General features: G+C 64.1%; 24 protein-coding genes. 12 read left to right on the top strand and 12 right to left on the bottom strand.

Annotated elements, in window-relative coordinates; translation table 11 throughout:
* Window positions 1–22: 22 nt before the first annotated feature.
* Window positions 23–1,762, bottom strand: a complete 1,740-nt coding sequence (locus ACIPRI_RS20285) for a SagB/ThcOx family dehydrogenase (RefSeq protein ID WP_446623272.1) — start codon at window positions 1,760–1,762, stop codon at window positions 23–25.
* Window positions 1,763–1,992: 230 nt separating this feature from the next.
* Here ACIPRI_RS20285 and cnbZ point away from each other — a divergent pair, with 230 nt between their 5' ends.
* On the top strand, window positions 1,993–2,592 hold the full coding sequence (cnbZ, locus tag ACIPRI_RS20280; protein WP_446623271.1) for a 2-amino-5-chloromuconate deaminase CnbZ: 600 nt from the start codon (window positions 1,993–1,995) through the stop codon (window positions 2,590–2,592).
* Between the two features lie 93 nt (window positions 2,593–2,685).
* Here cnbZ and ACIPRI_RS20275 read toward each other — a convergent pair whose 3' ends face one another.
* Both ACIPRI_RS20275 and ACIPRI_RS20270 read right to left on the bottom strand, forming a co-directional pair.
* Entirely contained in the window at window positions 2,686–3,243 is a 558-nt protein-coding gene (locus tag ACIPRI_RS20275) for a type 1 glutamine amidotransferase domain-containing protein (protein ID WP_446623270.1), read from the bottom strand.
* A 214-nt stretch (window positions 3,244–3,457) separates the two neighbouring features.
* The gene (locus ACIPRI_RS20270; RefSeq protein ID WP_446623269.1) at window positions 3,458–3,940 is read right to left on the bottom strand and encodes a hypothetical protein; all 483 of its coding nucleotides are present in this window, start codon (window positions 3,938–3,940) and stop codon (window positions 3,458–3,460) included.
* Window positions 3,941–4,017: 77 nt separating this feature from the next.
* Here ACIPRI_RS20270 and ACIPRI_RS20265 point away from each other — a divergent pair, with 77 nt between their 5' ends.
* Entirely contained in the window at window positions 4,018–4,698 is a 681-nt protein-coding gene (locus tag ACIPRI_RS20265; RefSeq protein WP_446623337.1) for a substrate binding domain-containing protein, read from the top strand.
* A 24-nt stretch (window positions 4,699–4,722) separates the two neighbouring features.
* Window positions 4,723–4,968 (top strand): PepSY domain-containing protein, encoded by a 246-nt coding sequence (locus ACIPRI_RS20260; protein WP_446623268.1) that lies wholly within the window; start codon window positions 4,723–4,725, stop codon window positions 4,966–4,968.
* A gap of 99 nt (window positions 4,969–5,067) precedes the next feature.
* On the opposite strand, the gene ACIPRI_RS20255 is transcribed toward ACIPRI_RS20260, so the two are convergent.
* A complete protein-coding gene (locus tag ACIPRI_RS20255) occupies window positions 5,068–5,613 on the bottom strand; it encodes a MarR family winged helix-turn-helix transcriptional regulator (RefSeq protein ID WP_446623267.1) in 546 nt (181 codons plus the stop codon).
* A 110-nt stretch (window positions 5,614–5,723) separates the two neighbouring features.
* Here ACIPRI_RS20255 and ACIPRI_RS20250 point away from each other — a divergent pair, with 110 nt between their 5' ends.
* The 3 genes from ACIPRI_RS20250 (at window position 5,724) to ACIPRI_RS20240 (ending at window position 9,414) form a co-directional block, all read left to right on the top strand.
* Window positions 5,724–6,524, top strand: coding sequence for an SDR family NAD(P)-dependent oxidoreductase (locus ACIPRI_RS20250; RefSeq protein WP_446623266.1), 801 nt, complete (start codon window positions 5,724–5,726; stop codon window positions 6,522–6,524).
* 64 nt (window positions 6,525–6,588) lie between these two features.
* Window positions 6,589–7,665 carry an alkene reductase gene (locus tag ACIPRI_RS20245; protein WP_446623265.1) on the top strand — a complete coding sequence of 359 codons (1,077 nt, stop codon included), beginning with the start codon at window positions 6,589–6,591 and terminating at the stop codon, window positions 7,663–7,665.
* A gap of 810 nt (window positions 7,666–8,475) precedes the next feature.
* The gene (locus ACIPRI_RS20240) at window positions 8,476–9,414 is read left to right on the top strand and encodes a pectate lyase family protein (RefSeq protein ID WP_446623264.1); all 939 of its coding nucleotides are present in this window, start codon (window positions 8,476–8,478) and stop codon (window positions 9,412–9,414) included.
* Window positions 9,415–9,661: 247 nt separating this feature from the next.
* Here the strand turns inward: ACIPRI_RS20240 and ACIPRI_RS20235 are convergent, their stop codons facing one another.
* The 8 genes from ACIPRI_RS20235 to ACIPRI_RS20200 form a co-directional block, all read right to left on the bottom strand.
* A complete protein-coding gene (locus ACIPRI_RS20235; protein WP_446623263.1) occupies window positions 9,662–10,030 on the bottom strand; it encodes a hypothetical protein in 369 nt (122 codons plus the stop codon).
* Between the two features lie 27 nt (window positions 10,031–10,057).
* The gene (locus ACIPRI_RS20230) at window positions 10,058–10,285 is read right to left on the bottom strand and encodes a hypothetical protein (RefSeq protein WP_446623262.1); all 228 of its coding nucleotides are present in this window, start codon (window positions 10,283–10,285) and stop codon (window positions 10,058–10,060) included.
* Window positions 10,286–10,343: 58 nt separating this feature from the next.
* Window positions 10,344–10,724: a response regulator transcription factor gene (locus ACIPRI_RS20225; RefSeq protein ID WP_446623261.1), complete on the bottom strand. Its 381-nt coding sequence runs from the start codon at window positions 10,722–10,724 to the stop codon at window positions 10,344–10,346.
* A 106-nt stretch (window positions 10,725–10,830) separates the two neighbouring features.
* Window positions 10,831–11,457: a response regulator transcription factor gene (locus ACIPRI_RS20220; RefSeq protein ID WP_446623260.1), complete on the bottom strand. Its 627-nt coding sequence runs from the start codon at window positions 11,455–11,457 to the stop codon at window positions 10,831–10,833.
* Entirely contained in the window at window positions 11,457–13,772 is a 2,316-nt protein-coding gene (locus tag ACIPRI_RS20215; protein ID WP_446623259.1) for a PAS domain S-box protein, read from the bottom strand. Before ACIPRI_RS20215 ends, ACIPRI_RS20220 begins: the two co-directional genes overlap by 1 nt.
* Before the next feature lie 78 nt (window positions 13,773–13,850).
* On the bottom strand, window positions 13,851–14,210 hold the full coding sequence (locus ACIPRI_RS20210; RefSeq protein ID WP_446623336.1) for a phage integrase central domain-containing protein: 360 nt from the start codon (window positions 14,208–14,210) through the stop codon (window positions 13,851–13,853).
* Window positions 14,211–14,337: 127 nt separating this feature from the next.
* Complete coding sequence (locus ACIPRI_RS20205; protein ID WP_446623258.1) at window positions 14,338–14,673, bottom strand: Arm DNA-binding domain-containing protein; 336 nt, start codon at window positions 14,671–14,673, stop codon at window positions 14,338–14,340.
* 190 nt (window positions 14,674–14,863) lie between these two features.
* On the bottom strand, window positions 14,864–15,676 hold the full coding sequence (locus ACIPRI_RS20200; protein ID WP_446623257.1) for a GntR family transcriptional regulator: 813 nt from the start codon (window positions 15,674–15,676) through the stop codon (window positions 14,864–14,866).
* A 270-nt stretch (window positions 15,677–15,946) separates the two neighbouring features.
* Between ACIPRI_RS20200 and ACIPRI_RS20195 the strand changes: the two genes are divergently transcribed.
* From ACIPRI_RS20195 to ACIPRI_RS20170, 6 genes are read left to right on the top strand one after another with little or no spacing between them, the layout of a single operon-like run.
* Complete coding sequence (locus tag ACIPRI_RS20195; protein WP_446623256.1) at window positions 15,947–16,882, top strand: isocitrate lyase/PEP mutase family protein; 936 nt, start codon at window positions 15,947–15,949, stop codon at window positions 16,880–16,882.
* 45 nt (window positions 16,883–16,927) lie between these two features.
* Window positions 16,928–17,749 carry an ABC transporter ATP-binding protein gene (locus ACIPRI_RS20190; RefSeq protein WP_446623255.1) on the top strand — a complete coding sequence of 274 codons (822 nt, stop codon included), beginning with the start codon at window positions 16,928–16,930 and terminating at the stop codon, window positions 17,747–17,749.
* Entirely contained in the window at window positions 17,746–18,459 is a 714-nt protein-coding gene (locus tag ACIPRI_RS20185) for an ABC transporter ATP-binding protein (protein WP_446623254.1), read from the top strand. The genes ACIPRI_RS20190 and ACIPRI_RS20185 overlap by 4 nt, the downstream gene beginning before the upstream one ends.
* Window positions 18,460–18,472: 13 nt before the next feature.
* Window positions 18,473–19,345 carry a branched-chain amino acid ABC transporter permease gene (locus ACIPRI_RS20180; RefSeq protein WP_446623253.1) on the top strand — a complete coding sequence of 291 codons (873 nt, stop codon included), beginning with the start codon at window positions 18,473–18,475 and terminating at the stop codon, window positions 19,343–19,345.
* 26 nt (window positions 19,346–19,371) lie between these two features.
* A complete protein-coding gene (locus ACIPRI_RS20175; protein WP_446623252.1) occupies window positions 19,372–20,388 on the top strand; it encodes a branched-chain amino acid ABC transporter permease in 1,017 nt (338 codons plus the stop codon).
* A 13-nt stretch (window positions 20,389–20,401) separates the two neighbouring features.
* The gene (locus ACIPRI_RS20170) at window positions 20,402–21,637 is read left to right on the top strand and encodes an ABC transporter substrate-binding protein (protein WP_446623251.1); all 1,236 of its coding nucleotides are present in this window, start codon (window positions 20,402–20,404) and stop codon (window positions 21,635–21,637) included.
* The last annotated feature ends 86 nt before the right edge of the window (window positions 21,638–21,723 follow it).

Below are 21,723 nucleotides of genomic sequence, written 5' to 3'. Positions count from 1 at the left end.
CCCGCGACCTCCGCTCGTTGCGTCACGCGAGGTCTGCACCACTCCCCAACTCCTGCGGATGCACACCGTAGGGTGCCAGCGTGGTAAGTCGGCTGTCCTCCACCGGGCCGCCGATCGTGAAGTGATAGAGCGACTGGAACTCCAGGTCGCTGAAGCCGAACACCCGGTGCACCGGGTCGTCGAAGAAGCAGCCGATGCCCGTGGCTCCGATGCCCGCCGCTTCGGCTTCCAGATACAGCACCTGCCCGATCACCCCGGTTTCCCAAAAGAGCCGGCGATAGACCCAGGGCCCGTGCGCCAACAAGGCATCCCGATACTCGGCGATCATGCCGAGCGAAAAGACCCCGTCGCCCGCGATGTCCTGAAAGCAGCTCACTTGCGTCGCGAGCTGCCTCGCATCGCCGCTTTCCAGCCTGCGAAGGGGAAGGTCCAGTGGGCATCCGGGGGGCGTTGACCAGTCGAAGCGCTGATGCATGGCGCGCTTCAACTTGTCCAACTTGGCCAGGTCGCGAACGAGGACGTACAGCCCCGAGTCGAGTCCGTCCACCCGATGCACGAACAAGGCGAGGTGGATGCGCGGCTCCCAGGCAATGGCATCCCAGGGCAACGGCCGCCGGTTCGCTTCCAGTTCTACGCGCGGCATCACGCGTGCGAGCATGCAGTAGAAGCGCTCGGCCGGGAGCGATGTCTTGCCGTCACAGGCCAGAAGGCTGCGCCGCTGGCGGATGATCCGGCCAGCCAGCGGTCCGTCCGGGAACGCTGCGGCTCGATGCGCTGGGGCAGGTGCGCCGAACAGGTCCAAGCCATACCGCTGGTCGATCGGATTGCGTGAGGCGAGCGCCACCTCGTCGATGACCGTCCAGGCGACCGGGTCGTCGCGGCTGAGCCGGTTCGCTGCTCCGCACCAGCCCTGCTTGGCGAGCTCGCGCGCCAGCAGCGGATCAAGGCCGAGCGGCAGCGCGCGCTGCGCGCCTGCGCACCACGGCCCGGCCGAGTCGTTCGGCCAGACAAGCATGACGAGTTCGGGCTCTTCGCGCTCGGCGCCTGCGAAGTCCTCGGCGCGGTCTAGCCCCAGCAAGGCTTCGATGGTTTCGGCCGCCAGGCCATGCAACACGACAGTGCGCCACCCCAGGGTCGCGGCGGCGATGCCAAGCGTGCCGATGGCATGGCCAGCGTCGTGCTGGCAATAACGAAACGCGCGTTCGCCGTACTTCCACGCTTCGCGCCAGTGGATGGACGAGAGACCGATCAGAAAGGCCTGTGGGGGAAACTCTCGCATCAACTGTGCGAACCATTCGACGGAGCCGTTCGCGCGCCGTTCCAGGCCGTGCTCTCTCGGCGCGTAGTGGTACAGGCCGGGCGCGTGCGCCAGGCCGGCAAGCGCGCCGATCAGCAGGTAGCCCTCGGTGGGATGCAGATTGCCGCTCGAAGGGTTGCTGCGCAGTGCCCAACGCGTGCCGCCCGCCTCCTTCCAGGCCGACAGCGCAAGCGCGTACTCGAACAGCCGCGACAGCGAGCGGACCGTGAGCGGCGCGCTCGGAACCGAGGCCCGCCGATAGATGTCCTTGTAACCAGGCGACAGCGGCTCTTCGTCCGCGCCAAGGATGGGCAAGCGTGTGAGCGGCGCCCCCTCGTAGCGGCGGAACGGGTTGGGTTGGTTGACCCAATCCAGGGTGCCGGCGGAGCGCGCATAGCGGTGGAACTGGTGCTTGGTGCGCTCGTGATAGCGCAGCACCGCTTCGAGCTTCTCGGCGTCGTGCATTTCAGCGTCGCCGCATCCCCGTGGAGATGCAGGGATCGCCGGTGTCGCGGGTATGGCCATTCATACAAGAATGCTTCCTGCCAGCGAATCGTGCAAGCTGATGCGCGCCGGTGATCTCGTCGAAGTCGAGATCGAGGGCATCGGCACGTTGGCGAACCCCTTGCAGGCAGAGCGCTGATCGCACCGCATCCGCTCACCCCCCGTTTTTTTTCCCCTCCTGGAGCATTCCCATGTCACACGCCACGACGGTTTTCGCCCCCGGCGGCTACCGCTACATCCCCTCCGTCTTCCAGTATTCGGGCGGGGTGGCAGCCGAACCGGGCTTCGCGCTGGAACGCGTGCGCTTTCTCCAACCGCTGCCGATGGCCGATGCCTTTGCCGCGGTCGAAGCCCACCTGGCCAGCGTCGGCCGCCCCACCACCGCCTTTGCCCAGTGCGAGTTGCGCTCGCCTGATCCGTTCAGCGACCAGGGCTTCGTCGAATTCAACACCAACTACGTGAAGACACTGGAGCGCTGGGGCCTGTACAAGGAAGGCGTGAATCCCGTCGCCCGCACCAACGTGTGCCCCATGTACGCCAAGCCGACCGAATCGCGCATGTTCGCCTTCACCTACACCGTGCCTTCCACCTTGAATCGGGCCACCTTCCAGTTGTCTGGCAGCGCCGACGCGCACACCGGCAACTCCCCTGCCCGGGAGCGGGTGATCGCATTGGGTGACACCTCGCCAGAAGGCCTGCGCACCAAGGTCGCCTTCGTCGCGGACGATGTGCTCGGCGAACCGTTTCAAACCAACTCGGCACTCGCGGATTCCCGACTCAGCAACCGATGACCACGCATTGGCCATTGCCTCGGCGGCTTGTCCGGGAAGCTTGCGAGTCGCTTCCCTGTCCTGCAGAAATCAAGCATCTGGCCGCGTGACCCGTCAGGCATACACGCGTGCAGCAGCGAACACCTTGATCATCTCCCGAGTGAACGCCGGGAGGTCTCTAGGCTTGCGGCCGGTGATCAGGTTGCCATGGACCGCAACCTCACGGTCGACCCACTTGGCCCCGGCATTCTTGAGGTCGGTCCGCAGTGAGGGCCAGGACGTCACCGTTCGGCCCCCGACGGCATCTGCCTCGATCAGCATCCACGGTCCGTGGCAGATCGCAGCCACCGGCTTGGCGGCCTTGACGAAATCTCGAACAAATGCGACTGCCTGTTCGTTCATTCGCAGCGAATCGGGATTGATCACGCCTCCCGGCAGCAGCAGCGCGTCAAACTCGCTTGCAACGGCTTGCGCAAGCGGTATGTCAACTTCGAACGCGTCGGCCGGGTCATGGTGCTTCCAAGCGCGGACGAGGCCGTTTGCTGGTGACACGAGCTTGGTCTCGGCACCGGCGGCATCGAGTGCCTTGCGGGGCTCCGTCATCTCGGCTTGCTCGAAGCCGTCAGCGACAAGGATCGCGACCTTCATTCCATCGAGTGGGTGCTTGCTCATGGTGAACTCCTCAGGGGTTCATCCTTGACGGTTGCTGCGACAGAGAAATTGTCCGACCCCGGCAGAAATGAGCCATCGGACTGCGCCGCTGCACACTGGCGGAGACGGCTGACACATGGTCGAGCGGTCGGCAGGGTTGAGGAGTCCCCCAATGAAAAAGGGCGCCCGATGAAAACCGGACGCCCCTGGACGTTTCATTGGTTGCTGCGCGCGCTCACCATTTCATTTCGCCCTTGTTCACCTTCGCTCCGATGTCCAGTGCGACACCAAGGCCCGCCTCCGGATAGGCCTGCTTCATGGCGCCCATGAGCGCACCGCTGTCGGCTGCCTTCGGCAACTCCTGCTCATAACGCGCAAGGTAGGCCTGGCTCCAGGCGATCTGCGATGCGTCCTGCTTCGCACCAGCCGCGCTGTGGCCCGGAATGACCCTGGTCGGCTGCAAGGCTGCCATGGCGCCTAGCTTCTTCGCCCAGTCCGCGCGCTCTTGCGGGCTTTGCGCGTCGGCCATCCAGAGGTGCAGGCCGGCGTACACGTTCACACCGCCGGCGATCGTCTTGAGGGACGGAATCCACACATAGCTGCGATGCGGCAGGCTGTCGTCGAGCCCACGAACCTCGAGCGCCTGGCCTTCCAGCGAAATCGTGTTTCCCACCAACACCTCCGGGAGCGGCACGCTCTTGGGCGCGTTGGCGCCCATGCGTGGGCCCCACACCTGCAGCTTGGTGGCCAGTGTGGCCTGGATCTGGGCAGGAGGCGCTGCCGCGATTGCGCCAGATGCTCGAGCTGGCCTCGGACGTGCAGGCCGTCACCGGTGCGCGCCGAACGGAGCCCGCGGGCAGGCTGCGGCTCGCGACGAGCTTGTCGTTCGCCGTCTCGAGCCTGACGCGCGCGATCGTCGAGTTTCAGAGCCGCTACCCTCGCATCGAGGTCGAACTGCTCACTGTGGACCGCACGATCGATCTGGTCGATGAACGCATCGATCTGGCCGTCCGCATCACCAATCGCCTGGACGAAGGTGTGGTGGCGCGTCAAATCGCCACCTGCCACTCGGTGCCGTGCGCATCGCCAGCCTACCTGCAACGGCGTGGCGCTCCCAAGCGGCCGGAGGACCTGCGCACGCACGAGTGCATCACGCATGCCTTCGGCAGCCGTGCCGAGTATCGGCTTCGCAAGGCGGGCCGCTTGACCGCGGTGGCCGCAAGGGGCTCACTGTCGAGCAACGAGACATCCGTGCTGCGCGAGGCGGCGTTGGCTGGCGCCGGCATCGCGATGCTGATCCTGGCCGAGCGTTTTGGCGGCGATGTTGCGCCCTGGGACCGTGTGGCGCGCAGAGCACAAAAACTCAAGCGCCCTCCCCCACAACGTAGGCCCCTGCAGAGCCTCGTTCTGCCCCACGCTCGTCGGAAAGCAGACTTTCAAAAGCTTGGGTGCATGAAGTCAACGTCGGCTGCGTAGCCGCGAGCTCCCGATCATTCGGCAGTGCGACCGACCGGTCATCTAGCCGTTCAGTACGAGAGACCCCTGTGGATATTGCTCGCACATGTGCTGTCCGAATGGCTGCGCGCGCTCCACACGGGAAGGGTCTTCGGGACTTTCTACAGCGTCCTCGTCGCGCTGCTCGGTGTCGTGGTCACGGTGCTGTCGATCACGGGTGCATGGATCTGGTGGAAGAAGCGAAGAGCTCGAATGGTCCTACAGCGGCGCAGGACACATATCGCAAGCTGATAACTTGCGACCTACGATGAGCCGCTTCAGGCATGGCGCCGCCTTGCTACGGACCTGGATCCGGGTCTGCTGGAGCAATGACGACAACGCGGCCGGCAGTCAACCCTGCGACTTGTATGCGGCCAGAAACGCGTCGGAAGCCACCTGATCGGCCAGGGCCCTCAGGCTCGCAGCCGAGGCCGGGCCCAGAACGGCCTCCACTCGGTCATTTGCTGCGGCCCAGCGCACCACAGCTTCTGAAAGCCGAGTCTTACCAAGCGGGGTGAGCACACCGTGTTTGGTCCGCCGGTCTTTGGCGTCCGGACGCAACTCGACGAACCCATCGCGCACCAGCGGCCTGAGCGCATGGGTAAGGGCCGAAAGTTGGATGGCGAGCCGGTCCGCCAAGTCCTGAAGCGTCGGTCCTTGCTGATCGGCACCCATGCGCTTGTGTATTTCTGCGATGAGCGCGAGCTGCGTGGCCTTGAGCTCCAACGGCGCCAGCGCTTCGTCATACAGCTGGCCAAGCCTGCGCGCCGCGAGGCGCAGCGCCGTGTTCGTGCAGACACGCCCGCCCAGGATGCCCCGCTCATCCACGGCCGGCTTCTCTGCGGTCGGCCTGTCCAGGGTGTTTTTCGCGTCAACGCGTTTGGTGGTGATTCCCATGATTTGAAAATGGTTGAGTGCTGCACCATCGGCAGCCCTCCGGCCATCAAACATACATTTGAGCCCTCAAGTTTTATGTTTGAGCACTCAATTTTATTGGAAAGCTATCGATGACAACTCCCAGTTCCAGGAAAGTCGCCCTTGTCACCGGGGCTTCCTCCGGCATCGGCGCCGTCTACGCGGATCGCCTCGCTGCGCGTGGCTACGACCTCATTCTTGTCGCCCGGCGCGCCGACCGTCTGGAAGCCCTCTGCGCACAGGTCTCGAAGGCGCACGGAATCAAGGCCGAGCCAATCACGGCCGACCTGACCAAGGACGAGGACCTGGCTCGGATCGAGACGATTCTGTCCACCCATGCCGACGTCCGCGTTTTGGTGAACAACGCCGGCATTGCGCGACTGGGGCCGGTGGCCCAGAGGTCCGCAGGCGACGCGCTGTCCCAGATCGCCCTCAACGTCACGGCGTTGACGCGCCTGACCCAAGCGGCCGTGCCGGCCTTCATCGCAAGAAACGAGGGGGTGATCATCAACATCGCTTCCGTGCTGGGCATCCATTCGCTGCCCATCAGCGCCGTCTACAGCGGCACCAAGGCCTTCGTACTGCAATACAGCCGAGGTCTGCAGGAAGAGCTGGCCGGCACCGGGGTGAAGGTTCAGCTGGTCCTGCCAGCTTCGACAGCCACCGAGATCTGGGACCTGTCGGGCGTTCCGCTGGCGGCCCTCAACAAGGAGGCCTTGATGACGACCGAGCACATGGTCCATGCGGCGCTTGCGGGATTGGACCAAGGCGAAGCGATCACGTGGCCGTCGGTTGCCGATGCAGCGCTGTGGGACAAGTACGAGGCCGCGCGCTCCGAACTCTTCGCCGCCACCCAGGTTGGAACGCCGGCTCCGCGCTACCGGATCGGTTGAGCCGCTGCAGGGCCCGAAGCCCTCCCTTCTTCTCTTTTCTCATTCCATTTCCTCAGGACAGTCCATGCTTTTCGACGCCTTCTCCCTGCGCGCCACCCCGCTCAAGAACCGTGCCGTGATGTCGCCGCTCACCCGCAGTCGCGCGGTCGACAACAACACGCCCAACAGCCTGATGGCTACGTATTACGCCCAGCGCGCGGGCGCCGGCCTCATCATCACGGAAGGAACCTCGCCGTCGCCCAACGGCTTGGGCTATGCCCGGATCCCGGGCCTGTTCAACGACGCCCAGGTACAAGGCTGGAAGCTGGTGACCGACGCAGTCCATGCCAAGGGCGGCAGGATCGTCGTGCAGCTCATGCACACCGGCCGCGTGACCCACAAGGACAACCTGCCGGCCGGCGCCGAAGTGCTCAGCTCTTCAGCGCAGACATGCCCGGGCCAGATGTGGACGGATACGCAAGGCAACCAGCCGCACACGCCGCCGCGCGCCATGGCCGAGGCCGACATCCAGATCGCGATCGGCGAGTACACAAGGGCCGCGCGCCTTGCCATCGAAGCCGGCTTCGACGGCATCGAACTGCACGCGGCCAATGGTTACTTTCTCGAGCAGTTCCTGAACGCCAACGTCAACCGCCGCACCGACGGCTACGGCGGCACGGCCGAAGGGCGCAACCGGCTGGTGCTCGAGGTCGCTCGCGCGGCAGTGAAGGAGATCGGCGCCGGCCGCGTGGGCATTCGCTTGTCGCCACACGGCGTGCTCAATGGCACCGGCGCATTCGAAGGCGTGGACGAACAGTACCTGGCGCTGGTGAAGCAGCTCTCCGCACTCGGCCTCATGTACGTTCACGTGCTGGACCATTCGGCCATGGGCACCCCGCCTGTCCCGGCAAAGCTGAAGACCGATCTGAGGGCTGCGTTCGACGGTCCCTTCATCCTTGCCGGCGGACTCGACAAAGCCAGCGCACAACAGGCGCTGAGCGAAGGCCGTGCGGATCTGACAGCCATGGGCAGGGCCTTCATCGCCAACCCGGACCTGGTCGAGCGCATGCGCCAAGACGCGCCGTTGAACGCTCCCGCCCCCGACACGTTCTACACGCCCGGTGCCAAGGGCTATACGGACTATCCGGCGCTCGCCCGGTAGGCATCGCATCGTTGCGATCGGCGCGTCGTCGGATCGCTTTTGTGCGGGTGGACGAGTGACCGGCGGGTGGGACGTGACGAGCAACCTGATGTTCATCGCCCCCAGTTACGTGCTTGGCACCCCCATCGCCGGGGGGCAGCTCGCCTTGGGCCTCGCAGGGCTGTTCGGGCGCGCGAAGTCGGGGTCGACACCACGTTGACAGGGCCCCGGCGGCGATCCGGTGTCGAGCAGCCAGAGCTCGGCGCCTGCGTCAGTTGACCCGTCAACCCGCCCATCACGCAGTCAATTTCCCTTCACCAGTCATCTCCTCTTATGAAGCAGCGACTTTGAGCGGTGAACGCGGAGAAATTTGGGAAGCACTGCTGATCGACACTCCGCGTCACTCCAGCGCGGATCGTCGCTGCGCAAGAGACGGAGAAAGTCACACCTCATCGCGGGACGCGTACCTTCGTCCGCACTTGGAGTCGTTCGGCTGGCACCCATGCCCTCGGGCATGGCATTTGCCTAGAAAAGTCAATGCAGCCCTCACGCCTCCCCACCCCCCTCCCCCTCCTCATCCTGATGACCGCCAGCCTTGCAGCATGTGGCGGCGGCAGCAGCGAGCAGAACGCATCGAACACGACAACTACCTCGGACTCGTCATCGGCCGCTTCGCCGGCACCGGCCTCTGCGCCTGCAGCCGCTTCGGCTACAACGGCGGCTGCCGGACCCGACCCTGCACCGGCTCCCACAACCAGCAGTGGAGGTTTTGCCGGAGCCGTGACAGGGGGCGGCAGCGCAACGCCGGTGCAGGCGACGACGGCGGCACAGATGCAAGCGGCGATCGACGCGTACACCGGCAGCGGTGCGCTCGTCATCCGCTACAGCGGCACCTTCGACTTCTCGACCATCCCCGATGCCTGCGCGCAGTGGCAGAAGCCTGCGGGCGCCATCGTCGAGATCAAGAACAAAAGCAACATCACCATCGAGGGGACGGACGGCTCGTCCGCGAACTTCGGGTTGGCCATCAAGCAGGACTCGACGAACATCATCATCCGCAACATGACGATTGGACTGCTGCCCGGATCGATCGACGCGATCGGCATCGAAGGCCAGAGCGACAAGTTCCCGGGCCACGTCTGGATCGACCACAACACGCTGTTCAGCAGCCTGGCCGAGTGCTCCGGCGCCGGCGACCTGGAGTTCGATGGCCTGATCGACAGCAAGGCCGGCGCGCACGACATCACCTACTCATACAACCACATCCACGACCACCACAAGGCCGGCCTGATCGGCTCAAGCGACAGCGACATCAGCGACCGCTTCGTCACCTTCCACCACAACGTCTACGAGAACGTCGGCTCGCGGCTGCCGCTGCAGCGCGGCGGCTACACCCACCTGTACAACAACCTCTACAGCGGCGTGATGGCGTCGGGCGCGAACATCCGCATGGGCGGCTACTCCCTGATCGAGGGCAACTGGTTCGAGAACGCCAAAAACCCAGTCACCTCGCGCGACAGCGCGGCCATAGGCTACTGGGAGCTGCGCGACAACAACATCAAGAGCCCGAGCGACTTCGCTACCTACGGCATTACCTGGTCGGCCAGTTCGTCGTCGCCGTCAAGAGATGCGACCGACTGGGTCAGCACCGCCACGTTCCCGCGCTCGATCCCTTATGCCTACACGGTGCAGGACGTGGCCTGCGTGAAGCAGAAGCTGCCCGCCGTCGCCGGCGCGGGCAAGACGCTCGCGACCTTGGATTGCAACTGACACTCAAGCGGCTCATTGAGCGACCTCCGAGCTACGTACTGCGGTGAGAGCCCCCTTCGGAACGGCCGGGCGGGCGCTCATGCCATCTTCACCCCCCGGCGGCCACCCAAACTCCTCCATTGATGGCCACGCACTGACGCACTGCTTTCTGAGGTGGCTCGGCGGCACTGGGGCAAGTACCGGTTGCGACTTTCGAAGCTGCCGAGCTGGGGCCAAGGCACGTCCGAAGCCTCGTGGACCCACCTGCCTAACTGTCGGTGATGAGGAGCGCAGCTCGGTAGGCGATTCGACAGGCTTCCTTGGTTTGATCGACCAGATCGGCCAACCCGGCGGCGCGCTTTGGAGTCGGTACTCCTGATCGCGTATCGATGAGTACCTCGCCCGCCTTCAGCAATGCGCTGGCTGACGCGAGGTAGAGCTCCAACGCGTCGGACTCGACGAGTCCCGGAGAACAAGAGGTGTCGTGCGGACCAGTCGGAGGGTCTCCAACAACATGCTGCCGATGCTGCTGGCTCGAAGCGTGATCCGCATCCAACGCCTGCAGCCGTGCCAGCAAATGATCGAAGAAGGCTCGCGCCTCCCTCATCAAGGCGACCTTCAAGACCTCATTCGACATGATCGCTCATGGCTCTGCTCCTTCGCTTCAGGTTTGCACCTGGCACGAGGCCTGCACGCTGGGCCACCCGTAGTCGCGACCCATCAGTGCGCGCGCAAGAAGGTAGTTGTTCAGCGCGCGCGAGCTCAAGCTGTCCATGTGCACAGAGCCGCTGGCATCACAAGGAAATGACAGGGCGCGCCCCGTGCCGCTGAGAGAGGGAAAGCGCAGCTCGAAGGCGGACGGTGCAGCGGACGAGTTGACGGCGGCGCGCATGGCGGAGTCCTCGTGGTTCATTTCGGTGAAGCAGTTCCAGGAAGGCAGGTCGTGCGCCTCACGCAGGATCGCGTCCGCGCAAGGCGGTCTCGATGCAGGCGAGGAGCTCTTCTGCATTGAAGGGCTTTGCGAGAAAACAGATCACTCCCGCTTCCAAGGCGCGCGCGCGCTCCCGTTCGTCGGGGTAGGCGGTGATGAGGACCGTAGGAATCGGGGTGCTCGCGGCGGCCAGGCGGCCGTGCAGCTCGAGCCCGGTCATCCCCGGCATGCGCATGTCGGCGATAAGGCATTGGATGGCGCATATGCCCTCCGATTGCAGGAAGCTCTCGGCCGAGTGGAAGGTGGCAGCGGACAAGCCGGCAGAGTCGAGCAGGTCCTTCGTGGTGTCCAGAACCGAGTCATCGTCATCCACGATCGCTACGGTCGGCTTGTCGCGCACTTGGATTTCCTTGCAGGTCTTTTGAGCGTTGACGCAAGACTAGGCCGAGTGCGCGCGCAAGACCATTGCACATGCGACGCGCGCCCTACGACTTTGGTTTAGGCGCCTAAGGCTTTGGATGGGAGAGGCCGAGCGTGTCTGCGATACGCACGAGCTGCGCCAGGGACTTCGCCTCCATCTTGCGCATGATCTGCCCCCGATGAACCTTGACAGTGGCCTCGCTGATGCCCAGCTCGGCCGCGATCTGCTTGTTCGCGCGCCCGGCGCTCACCAGCGCCATGACTTCGCGCTCGCGCTGGGTGAGCGCGGCGAAGCGTTGCCGCAACTGAGCGACGAGCGCTGTCTCCCGGCGCCGGGCGCGGTGCCGCTCAACCGCGATAGCGATCGCATCGAGAAGCTCCTGGTCGCGGAAGGGCTTGCTCAGGAACTCGACGGCGCCGGCCTTCATGGCACGCACCGTCATTGGAATGTCGCCGTGTCCGGTGATGAAGATCACCGGCAGATCGACGCCCGCTCGCAGGAGTTCTTCCTGGAAGCTCAATCCGCTTGCCCCGGGCAGACGGACGTCGAGCACCAGGCAGCCGGTCGCGTCCGGGCGCTGCGTCTGCATGAACTCCTGCGTCGAGGCAAAAACGCGCACGTCCATGCCGACGGAGGCGAGGAGATCCTGAAGCGCCTCGCGCATGGCCAGGTCGTCGTCGACCACGAAGACGACGGGCCGCTCGGTTGCCACTACGGCTCCCGCTCTCCGATCGGCAGCGAAAACCGGAACACGGTCCCGTGGGGCAGGTTCGGCCCGCTCCAGAGCTGGCCGCCGTGGGCCTCGACGATTGACCGACTGATCGAAAGGCCCATGCCAATGCCCTGCGCCTTGGAGGTATGGAAGGGCTCGAAGAGCGTGTCCGCGATCTCGGGCGCGATGCCGGGGCCCGAGTCGCGCACCTCGATGCATACGCCGCCCTCCACCTCGCTTGCGCCCACGACCAGCTGTCGTGGGCGATTGCCGGGCGCGCACATGGCCTCGATGGCGTTGGCGATCAGATTGAGGAGCACCTGCTGGAGCTGTACCTTGTCACCCCACACGAGCGGCAGGCCGTCGGCAAGCGTCTTCTCGAGCGCAATGTCATGGCGGCGTATCTGGTCGCGCGTGAACGCAATCACGTCGAGGATGGTCTGGTTGACGTCGACGCGATCGCGCCGCGGCGGCTGGCGCATGACCAGCGCGCGGATGCGGTCGATGACGTCGCCCGCGCGCTTGCCGTCCCTGGCAATGCGTTCGAGCGAGCGCTGTGCCTTTTCGAACTCGGGCGGCTGGGCCGCGAGCCAGCGAGCACAGGATCCGGCGCTCGCGACCATGGCCCCAAGCGGCTGGTTGACCTCGTGCGCGATCGAGGCCGCGAGCACGCCGAGCGTGGTCACGCGGTTGACGCGCGCTAGCGCCGCCTGCGCCTCGCGCAAGGCTTCCGACGCGAGGACGTGGTCCGTGAGATCGCGCGTGATCGCGAGCGCTGCCTGCGGGCGCCCAGAATCGAGCCGCAGCGGCGAGTAGGACACCGACAGGTAGCGGCGCCCCAGTTCGGTCGTGAACCATTCTGCGAACGTGAGCTGCTCTCCGGCAAGACAGCGGTCGAGACTCGGCTTCACGGAGCGCTCGAAGAAGTCAGTCCCGAGGAGATCAACGACGTGCATGCCGACGACCTTCCCCGCCGGCGCCCTCCAAGTACGCTCGTAGACCGCATTGACCCTTTGATAGCGGTAGTCCCGCCCGATCACGGCCACGCCGTCGGAGGCACTCTCGAACATCTGTTGCGTCAAGTACTCGGCCCGCTTGCGCTCGGTGATGTCCCGCCCAACGCCCCGGTAGCCTGTGAAGCGCCCTGCCTCGTCGAAGATCGGCAGGCCGGATACCGACACATGGCGTATGCCACCGTCGGGCGTCGCCCGGGCGAGCTCGAAGTCGCGAAACGGGACATGGGCATCGAGTGCTGCGCGGTGCTGGCGCCAAGCCTCCTCGTCCGGCGCCAGATACGGCACTTCCCATCGCGTCTTGCCGATCTCCGAGCCCGGCGCCGGCGCGCGGTCGAACTGTGCGGAAAACTCCTGCCGGGTGAAGCGATGCTGGGCGTCGCTCTCCCAGTACACGTCGAAAGAGAACTTCACAAGCGTGCGAAAGCGATCCTCGCTCTCGCGCAACGCTTCCTCGGCGTGCTTGCGCTCGGTGATGTCCTCGCACGCCACGAGCAGCACCGGCCCGCTCCTCAGCACGACCGCGTTTGCCGACTCGCGGACCCACCGCACCGTGCCGTCCTTGCGGACCTTGCGCGCCTGCCAGCGCATCACGCGCCCCGGCTGCCGGAAAGCCTGCTCGGCGTTTTCCTGGACGAACGCCCGATCGGATTCGTAGAACAGGCTCAGCACCGGCTGGCCGATCAGTTCGCTCACGCGCCAACCCAACTGTTCTGCGCCGACGGGATTCACCGACGCAATCGTGCCGGCCGCATCGATGATGAAGTACATCGTGGGATTCGCCTCGAAGGCGGTTCTCCATTGCTCCTCGAGCTCCTGCCGGGCCTCTTCGGCGCGCTTGCGCTGCGTGATGTCGGTATTGGTCGCAAGGACCGCCACCGGCTCGCCCCGCTCGTTTCGCTGCAATGCCAGGCGGCTCGCCACAACCACCGGCGTGCCGTCGCGTCTGTGATGCACCAGTTCGCCCTCCCAGCGTCCGGTACTCAGCACCTGCGATTCGATCTGCTCGAGCGGCACCGTGGACAAGGTCTTGAGCAGCTCGGGCGCGAACTTGCCGAGCGCCTCTTGCGCCGTCCATCCATACATCTCTTCGGCGCCGCGGTTCCAGTACTTGATCGCTGCTTCCATGTCGCGCACGAACATGGCGTCATGCGTGAGATCGAGCAGGTCGGCGTGCACGCGCAGCGAGGCCTGCGCCTGCCGCTCGAAAGACTGGCACGCCGGGCGCGACAGCATTTCGTCGGTTTTACGTTTCATCACGAGCGACTCCCGGGAGGCGTCGCGGCATGCCAGCCGCAGCATGTCGCGCGGCGCCGGTGGTAGGGCCAACTCCTCGTTCGATAGTGGCGAGCGCTATTTTGAACGCCCTCGTGACCGCTGTCACTGCGCAGCCAGACGTTGGGACGTTGGAAAAGCATAGGAGCCAGTTGCACTGCCGTACGCACGATGGGCCCGCCCTGGTAGCCACGAATGACGCGGATCAGCGTACCCAGTTCGGCTGGATCCGTGATGGCCCGCGAAGTGCCGCTTCTTGTGCGGTGTGAGTGCGCCCTTGAGGTCGGCCGTGATATCGCGCGGCACTCGTGCAATTGCCACGGCGTAGCGCCCAACCGCGCGCGCCGTCATCAGCACGCGGCTGGCCACGTCGAGAGCACCGCGCTCCTCGACACGACGCAGGGCCGCCAGCAGTTCGATGGGTTCGATTTCGCTGATCCGACGCGGCGCGAAATACGGAAACAGATCTTCTTCCAGATTCCGTTTTTCGCGTGTCGCGTAGTGACTACTCCAGCGGGCATGTGCTTATCGAACCACTCGAGCGCCGTCTCTCGAAACGTATCCCCGATGTTCACTGCCGCCTTGAGCCCGATCACTTGGCGCGCCTGTATGGGATTGATCCCGGAGGCCTTCTGGGCCTTGGCGGCGTCACGCGCCTTGCTGCCGCAAGGCTCACGTCGGGATAGGAGCCCAAGGCGAATTTCTTCTCGACTCCCTCGATCCTGAACGTCCAGAACCATCGGCGAGAACCTGAGGCCGAGACTTCCAGATAGAAGCCGCTCGCGTCAGCGTAGCGTGCCTGCTTGCGGCCAGGCGGACAGGAGGCGTTTGCCCAATGAAAAAGGGCGTCCGGTGGATGAAACCGGACGCCCTTGGACGTTTTGTTGGTGTGAAACCGACCTAATGATCTCTTGCAACCCGCATACATACTCGTTTCCTTTAATTCGGAAAACTTTTTGTTCCCCGGCTTGTTCCCCGGTCATCATTTGACTGGCCGCGTGCTCCCAACGCACCTTTATCGGACTCGAACATAGTCCAAAAAGGCCTCACAACCATGGCGTCTTAGCCACTGGCTTTGCCGCCTTTCTATTTACGCCACTTCCTCTTCTCAAGAAGGATCAGGTCCAATGGCCGTTGTGCGCGTCATGCGCTATCTGGCCGGCGCTGAAGGTATTCATGCTTCCAATTGGAATGTCCGCCAGGACTCTACTGCGATCTGGCGAGACATAGATCGTCGTGTGAAGCAATGGTCTCTGGCCGACATCATAGAGAAGGCGACTGATACGCAGCAGTGGCGAACCGACCTCTGTGCGCAACTGTTGCGCCAGTTCTGGAATGGCCGGCACGGCGGTGATCTCTTGGACCACTCGGCCGAATTTTGCCCCCTGATCGAGCAAGATCTCATGCATTGCTCTTTCGCGCAAATCTAAATTTGTCAGTCTGCCGCCGACATCTTCGGGCAGCCACGCGTCGATCACCATGACGGGTGTGCCCTTTGCCGAACGCAAACGGATTGCATGGATTGCCGCGAGGCCTGGGTCCAAATGGAGATTCAGCGATATCAGAGCCGGTGGTTGCTCGAGCGCGATTCGAAGCACCTTCACCGAAGTGTCCTGCGCTTGCTTACGAAGAAGTTCGATGAACCCCAGTGTTGCAGGCGGCCTCGCTGCCGGAACCTCCTGGCGAACGAAGGTGCCATGACCATGGCGTTTCACGACAAGGCCTTGCGCATGCAAGTCGCTGACCGCGCGGCGCACCGTGATTCGTGACACATTGAATAGCGCTCCCAACTGATCTTCGGTCGGTATCTGCGCTCCAGGCTCGTACAGGCCACGAAGAATCTGGTCTTTCAGCACGAGGAACAACTGGTGGTGCAACGGCACGCCCGGCTTTTTCGAGATCTCGTCGGTGGAGGCTTGAGCGCGCTTCATCAATGGTGGCTATGGAAAAGCTCAAGTGTAGTTCGGCCACTCGGCGGCATAACGTCATGTCCTGATGATGTCAATCCCCGAAAACATTCGCCCTGCGGCGCTGTGCACCTTGATCGATGGCGCCATGGGTTTCGGGGCCGGTGGAGAACAGCCCGCCGGCCGGAAGGCCCGCCTCGGCTGCTTCTTCGGGCCGTGCACTGCTGCCCAAGGTGGCGCTGGACGCACTCCGAGGGGAAACCCGGGTATTTGGTGGCCTATTCATTCGTTAGGATGACGTCATATACACAGTACGTCATGATGAATACTTTAAGGAATGCCATGGGGTCCGAGTCCAGTCTGAGGGATCTGTTGGCCGGGCCTCGCATGGTCGTGGCCCCAGGTGGGTACGACGCGATCTCGGCCCGCGCCATTGAGGCTGGCGGCTTTCCTGCCGCATACATGTCGGGATCCGCAGTGTCCGCATCCTGCGGCTTTCCCGACTTCGGCCTGCTGACACTGACCGAGATGGCGCGCGCCGCCGGCGTGATGGCCCAGAGCATCCGAATTCCCTTGATCGCCGATGCCGACACGGGCTTCGGCAATGAGATCAACGTGACGCGAACCGTCCGTGAATATGAGCGCGCAGGCGTGGCTGCGCTGCACATCGAGGACCAGGTCTCGCCTAAGCGTTGCGGCCATTTCGACGGAAAAGAAGTGGTCGAGCGCGACGAGTTCGTGGCGAAGATCCGGGCCGCGCTGGCGGCGCGCCAGAGCACGGAGTTCCTCATCATCGCGCGCACGGATGCCCGCGCAATGATCGGATTGGACGAAGCGATTGCCCGCGCCAACCTGGCACTCGAGGCCGGCGCCGATATCGCCTTCGTCGAGGCGGCCCAGAGCCTGGAGGAACTCGCCGAGATTCCGCGACGCGTACGTGGCCCCTGCCTGTTGAACATCGTTCGGGGCGGAAAGACCCCCGACCTGCACCTCGATGATGCCGAGCGGATGGGCTACCGGCTGGTGATCCTTCCGAGCCACCTGCTGACCACCGCGCTCACGCAATTCGATGAGGCACTGCGCAGTCTTCGCGAAACACGCATGCCCCCGAGTTCGTCGTCCGGTCCCTCGGTCGTCGAGCGTTCGAAGAGATTCGGCGCGGATGAATGGAATTCGATCCGCACCGCCTATCGCGACCTGCCCGGCCAGTCGGCCGCGGATGCTGCCTGAAGAGCAGATGGCCTTCCCAGTCAACTCCCATTGGATGGCGCACCCATGATGGTGCCAAGCGCGAGCAACAGCCTCGTAGACATCGCTGCTGAGTCACAGGACACCTTACTCAGTGTGCGTGACCTCACGGTCCGCTTCGGCGGCGTCACAGCGCTTGACGGCGTGTCCTTCGACATCGCGCGTGGGGGGATCACCGGCCTGATCGGCCCCAATGGCGCAGGCAAGACCACATTGTTCAACTGCCTGAGCCGCCTTTATGTCCCGGCTTCGGGGGACATCCGTTTCGGGGGTTCGTCGATCCTTGGCGTTCCCGCTCACCGCGTCGCGGCACTCGGCATAGGAAGGACGTTCCAGAACCTCGCCTCCTTTCTGGACCTGTCGGTCATGGAAAACATTCGCATCGGGGCGCATTCCACCGTCTCGAGCGACGCGGCCTCCGACATGCTCGGCCTCCCTTTCGTGAAGCGCCGCGAGCGACTGGTCGATTCGACTTGTCGGTCTCTGGTCGAGGCACTCGATCTTTCCGACGTCGCGTTCGAGAAGGTGCAGCGCCTGCCCTTCGCCACCCGCAAGCGGGTGGAACTTGCACGAGCACTGGCAATGAGGCCACGGCTGCTGCTGCTCGACGAGCCGGCGGGAGGGTTGAACCATGAGGAAGTCGTCGAGTTCGGGCGGCTTATCTGCCGATTGCGGGACGAATGGGGCATCACTGTGCTCATCGTGGAGCATCACATGGGGCTGGTGATGTCCATCTGCCAACAACTGGTAGTCCTGAATTTCGGGCGCCTGATCGCGGCGGGCCGGCCGTCAGAGGTCCGCACGCATCCCGAGGTATTGGCGGCCTATCTCGGAAAGGGAGCGGCATGACAGCGCTGCTCACGGTTCGCGGCCTGTGCGCCGGCTATGGATCCATCCACGTTCTGAATGGCGTCGATCTGTCAGTCGCCGAAGCTGGCGTGAGCACCTTGCTGGGGGCGAACGGCGCCGGCAAGACAACCACGTTGCGCGCGATCTCCGGCATGTTGCGAGCGACCGGTGAGATCCTGCTATCGGGCACCAGCATTCTCTCGCGGCCGAGCGATCAGGTCGCTCGCCTGGGTGTGGCGCACGTGCCCGAAGGGCGCGGCACCTTCGCCAGCCTGAGCACCGAAGAGAACCTGCGCTGCGGGGCGATCACCCGAGCAGACCGCTCCGCGGTGCAGGCAGACATGGAGCGGATGTACGAACTGTTCCCGCGTCTGCGGGAGCGTCGCCACCAGCAGGCCGGCACGCTTTCGGGAGGAGAGCAGCAGATGCTGTCCATCGCCCGGGCGCTCATGCTCCGGCCCAAGCTGATGATCCTCGACGAACCCTCGTTCGGCCTGGCTCCGATCATCGTCCAGGAGCTGTTTGAAATCCTGCGTCGAATCAATCGCGAGCAGCGCGTCGGACTCCTCATCGTCGAGCAGAACGCGCAACTGGCGCTGGACCTGGCCGACTACGCGTATGTGCTCGAAACGGGCAGGGTCGTGACCTCCGGCCCCGCGAGCTGCCTGCGCGGCGACGAATCCATCAAGAACGCTTACCTCGGGCACTAAAGGAACTCGATCGATGGAACTACTTCTCCAGCAGATCTTTGCGGGCGTGGCATCAGGGGGCATCTACGCGTGTGTTGCTCTGGCCATCGTCATGATCTATCAGGCTACGGGACATCTGAACTTCGCTCAAGGCGAAATGGCAATGTTCTCCACGTTCATTGCCTGGCAACTGATCGAGTGGGGCATGGCGATCTGGCCCGCCATTGCGCTCACTGTCGTCCTTTCGTTCGGCGCCGGCATGCTGATCGAGCGCACGATCTTTCGTCCGCTGGTTCATGCGTCCTCCCTGACGCATGTCGTGGTCTTCATCGGGCTGTTCGGAATTCTCAACAGCATGGCGGGGTTCATCTGGGATTTCGGTATCAAGACCTTCCCCAGCCCTTTCGGAAACGGAACGCTCTTCGGATTGATCGGCCGGCATCAGGCGGGAATGATCGCTACCACGGCCTGTGTGGCGGCTTTGCTCTTCGTCTTCTTCCGGTTCACCCGCCTGGGACTGGCAACCCGCGCCGCTGCGGACCACTCCGTCTTCGCAAAACTGGTCGGTATCGCCTCGGAGCACGTGGTTTCGATCGCATGGGGCATTGCCGCCGCCATCGGCTCCATCGCCGGGATGATGATCGCGCCGGTGGTCTTTCTCGAGCCGAACATGATGGTCTCGACACTCCTCTACGGGTTCGCGGGTGCCGTGCTTGGCGGCCTCACCAGCCCGGTCGGCGCGGTCCTGGGTGGGATCATCGTCGGTGTCCTTGAGAACCTGTCGGCCACCTTCATTCCTGTGGTTGGCGCTGAGCTCAAGCTGCCGATCGCGCTGTTCCTCATCATCGTCGTCCTGGTCGTACGGCCGTCCGGCCTGATGGGCCGCGTTGTCACGCAGAGGGTTTGAGCATGCCAAGTCATCAGGCCCCTTCCGTGGATTCCTTCTCCTCGCTCCCTGCAACGGGCCGCCGCACTCCGCAGAAGGGATCCTGCCGTCCTCGTCGTATCGTTCTCACGGCAACGCTGGTCCTGCTGGCGCTGCTGCTTCCTCTAGCGCTGCCCAACTTCCTGGTGTTCCAGCTCACGATGGCAATCGTCTACGCGATCGCCGTGCTCGGCTTGAACCTCCTCACCGGCGTCAGCGGCCAGTTCTCGCTGGGACACGGCGGCTTCTATGCCATCGGCGCCTACTCCGCGGCCGTTCTCATGGAGCACGCGGGGCTGTCATATGGCTGGACGCTGCCGGCCGCCGGCGGCATCTGTTTTCTGGCCGGATTCCTCTTCGGCTTTCCCGCAGTGCGGCTGGGCGGCATCTACCTGGCCCTCGCCACGTTCGCCTTTGCCGTCGCGATGCCCCAGATCCTGAAGTTGTCCCTGATCGAGCGCTGGACCGGCGGTGTCACCGGCATTTCACTCGTCAAGCCTGAGGCCCCTCCGGGTCTGCCGCTGAATCCGGACCAATGGCTATACATGCTGACATTCCTCGTCGCCCTTCTCGGGTACGTCGGCGCCCACAACCTGCTGCGCCACCGCACCGGCCGCGCGATGCTGGGGCTGCGAGACAACGCGACCGCCGCCCGCGCCATGGGCGTCAACACCACTTTGTACAAGGCGCTCGCATTCGGGCTGAGCGCTATGTACACCGGCATTTCCGGTGCGCTGGGAGGGCTGGTCGTGCAATACGTGGCACCGGACTCGTTCACTTTCGCGCTCTCCATCGCGCTGCTGGTCGGCGTGGTGGTTGGCGGTGTCGGCTGGCTGCCCGGTGCCATCGTGGGCGGCTTGTTCGTGATGTTCCTCCCCAACATCGCAGAGAAGCTGAGCCAGGGTCTCGCCGGCGCCGTGTACGGCGTGATCCTGATCCTTCTGATGTACCTGTTGCCTGCGGGATTCGGCGGCCTGGTCGACTCGCTAAGGCGATTCCTCATGCATAGGAAACGGACGACGTAATGGAGACATATTGATGAAAAAACACCCCCTTCGCTCAGCTGGCGCCTACTGCGCTGCACTCTGGCTTGGTCTGACCACGCTCGGGGCGGCCGCCGCCCCCCAATACGATCCGGGCGCCTCGGCGACCGAGATCCGCCTCGGCAACATTGCGCCTTACAGCGGCCCTGCATCGTCGTTTTCCGTCGCGAGCAAGACCGAGGCGGCGTACTTCAGGATGATCAATGAGCAGGGCGGCATCAACGGCCGGAAGATCACCTTCATTTCCTACGACGACGGCGCTCTGCCGCCCAAGGCGGTGGAGCAGACGCGCAAGCTGGTCGAGAGCGACAACGTGCTTCTGGTCTTCCAATCCCTGGGCACCGCTTCCAATTCGGCCATACAGCCGTACCTGAACGGCAAGAAGGTTCCGCAACTCTTCGTCGGGACAGGTGCGACGCGATTCGGGGACCCCAAGAAGTTCCCCTGGTCCATGAACTGGCCGCCCAGCTACGAGATCGAGGGCTACATCTACGCCAAGTACATCCTGGAGACCCATGGCTCGGCCAAGGTCGCGGTCCTCTATCAGAACGACGACTTCGGCAAGGACATCCTCAGGGGATTGAAAGAAGGCCTGGGGACGCAATCGGCGGCCAAGATCGTGGCGCAGGAGCCCTACGAGGTGAGCGACCCCACGGTCGATTCCCGTGTCTTGGCTCTGAAAGCCAGCGGCGCGGACGTGGTTGTGAATGCCGCCACGCCCAAGTTCGCCGCGCAGGCGATTCGCAAGATGTCGGATATCGGGTGGAGTCCGGTGCATCTGGTAACCAGCGTGGCCAACTCCGTCGGCTCCGTGATGACGCCAGCCGGTCTGGCCAACTCCAAGGGCATTCTGTCCGCGTCGTACATGAAGGATCCGACCGACGTGACCTGGGCAAGCGACGCTGCACAGAAGGAATGGGAAGGTTTCTTGCAGAAGTACTACCCGGATGCAGACCGTACCAACAACATGACGGTTTATGGTTACCTCGCGGCGCAGCTGATGGTGCAAGTGCTCAAACAAAGCGGCGACAACCTCACCCGCAGGAACATCATGGACCAAGCGGCGAGCATCAAGGACCTGAAGCTGGGCATGCTGCTGCCCGGCATCAGCTTGAACACGTCGCCCACGAACTTCTCGCCGGTCAATCAAATGCAGATGATGCGCTTCGACAGCACCCGCTGGCAGATGTTTGGCCCCGTCATCTCCGCCACCGAGACGGCCAAGAAGTGAGTCGAGATGCGTCAGGCAAGGGCCCGGCTCCACGATCCGAGTTCCACCCGCTCGCGCTATGCGCTCTGGTCGAAACCACTGCACAC

This window comes from Variovorax sp. LARHSF232 (assembly GCF_052871435.1).
This window is presented reverse-complemented; position numbering and strand designations above follow the sequence as displayed.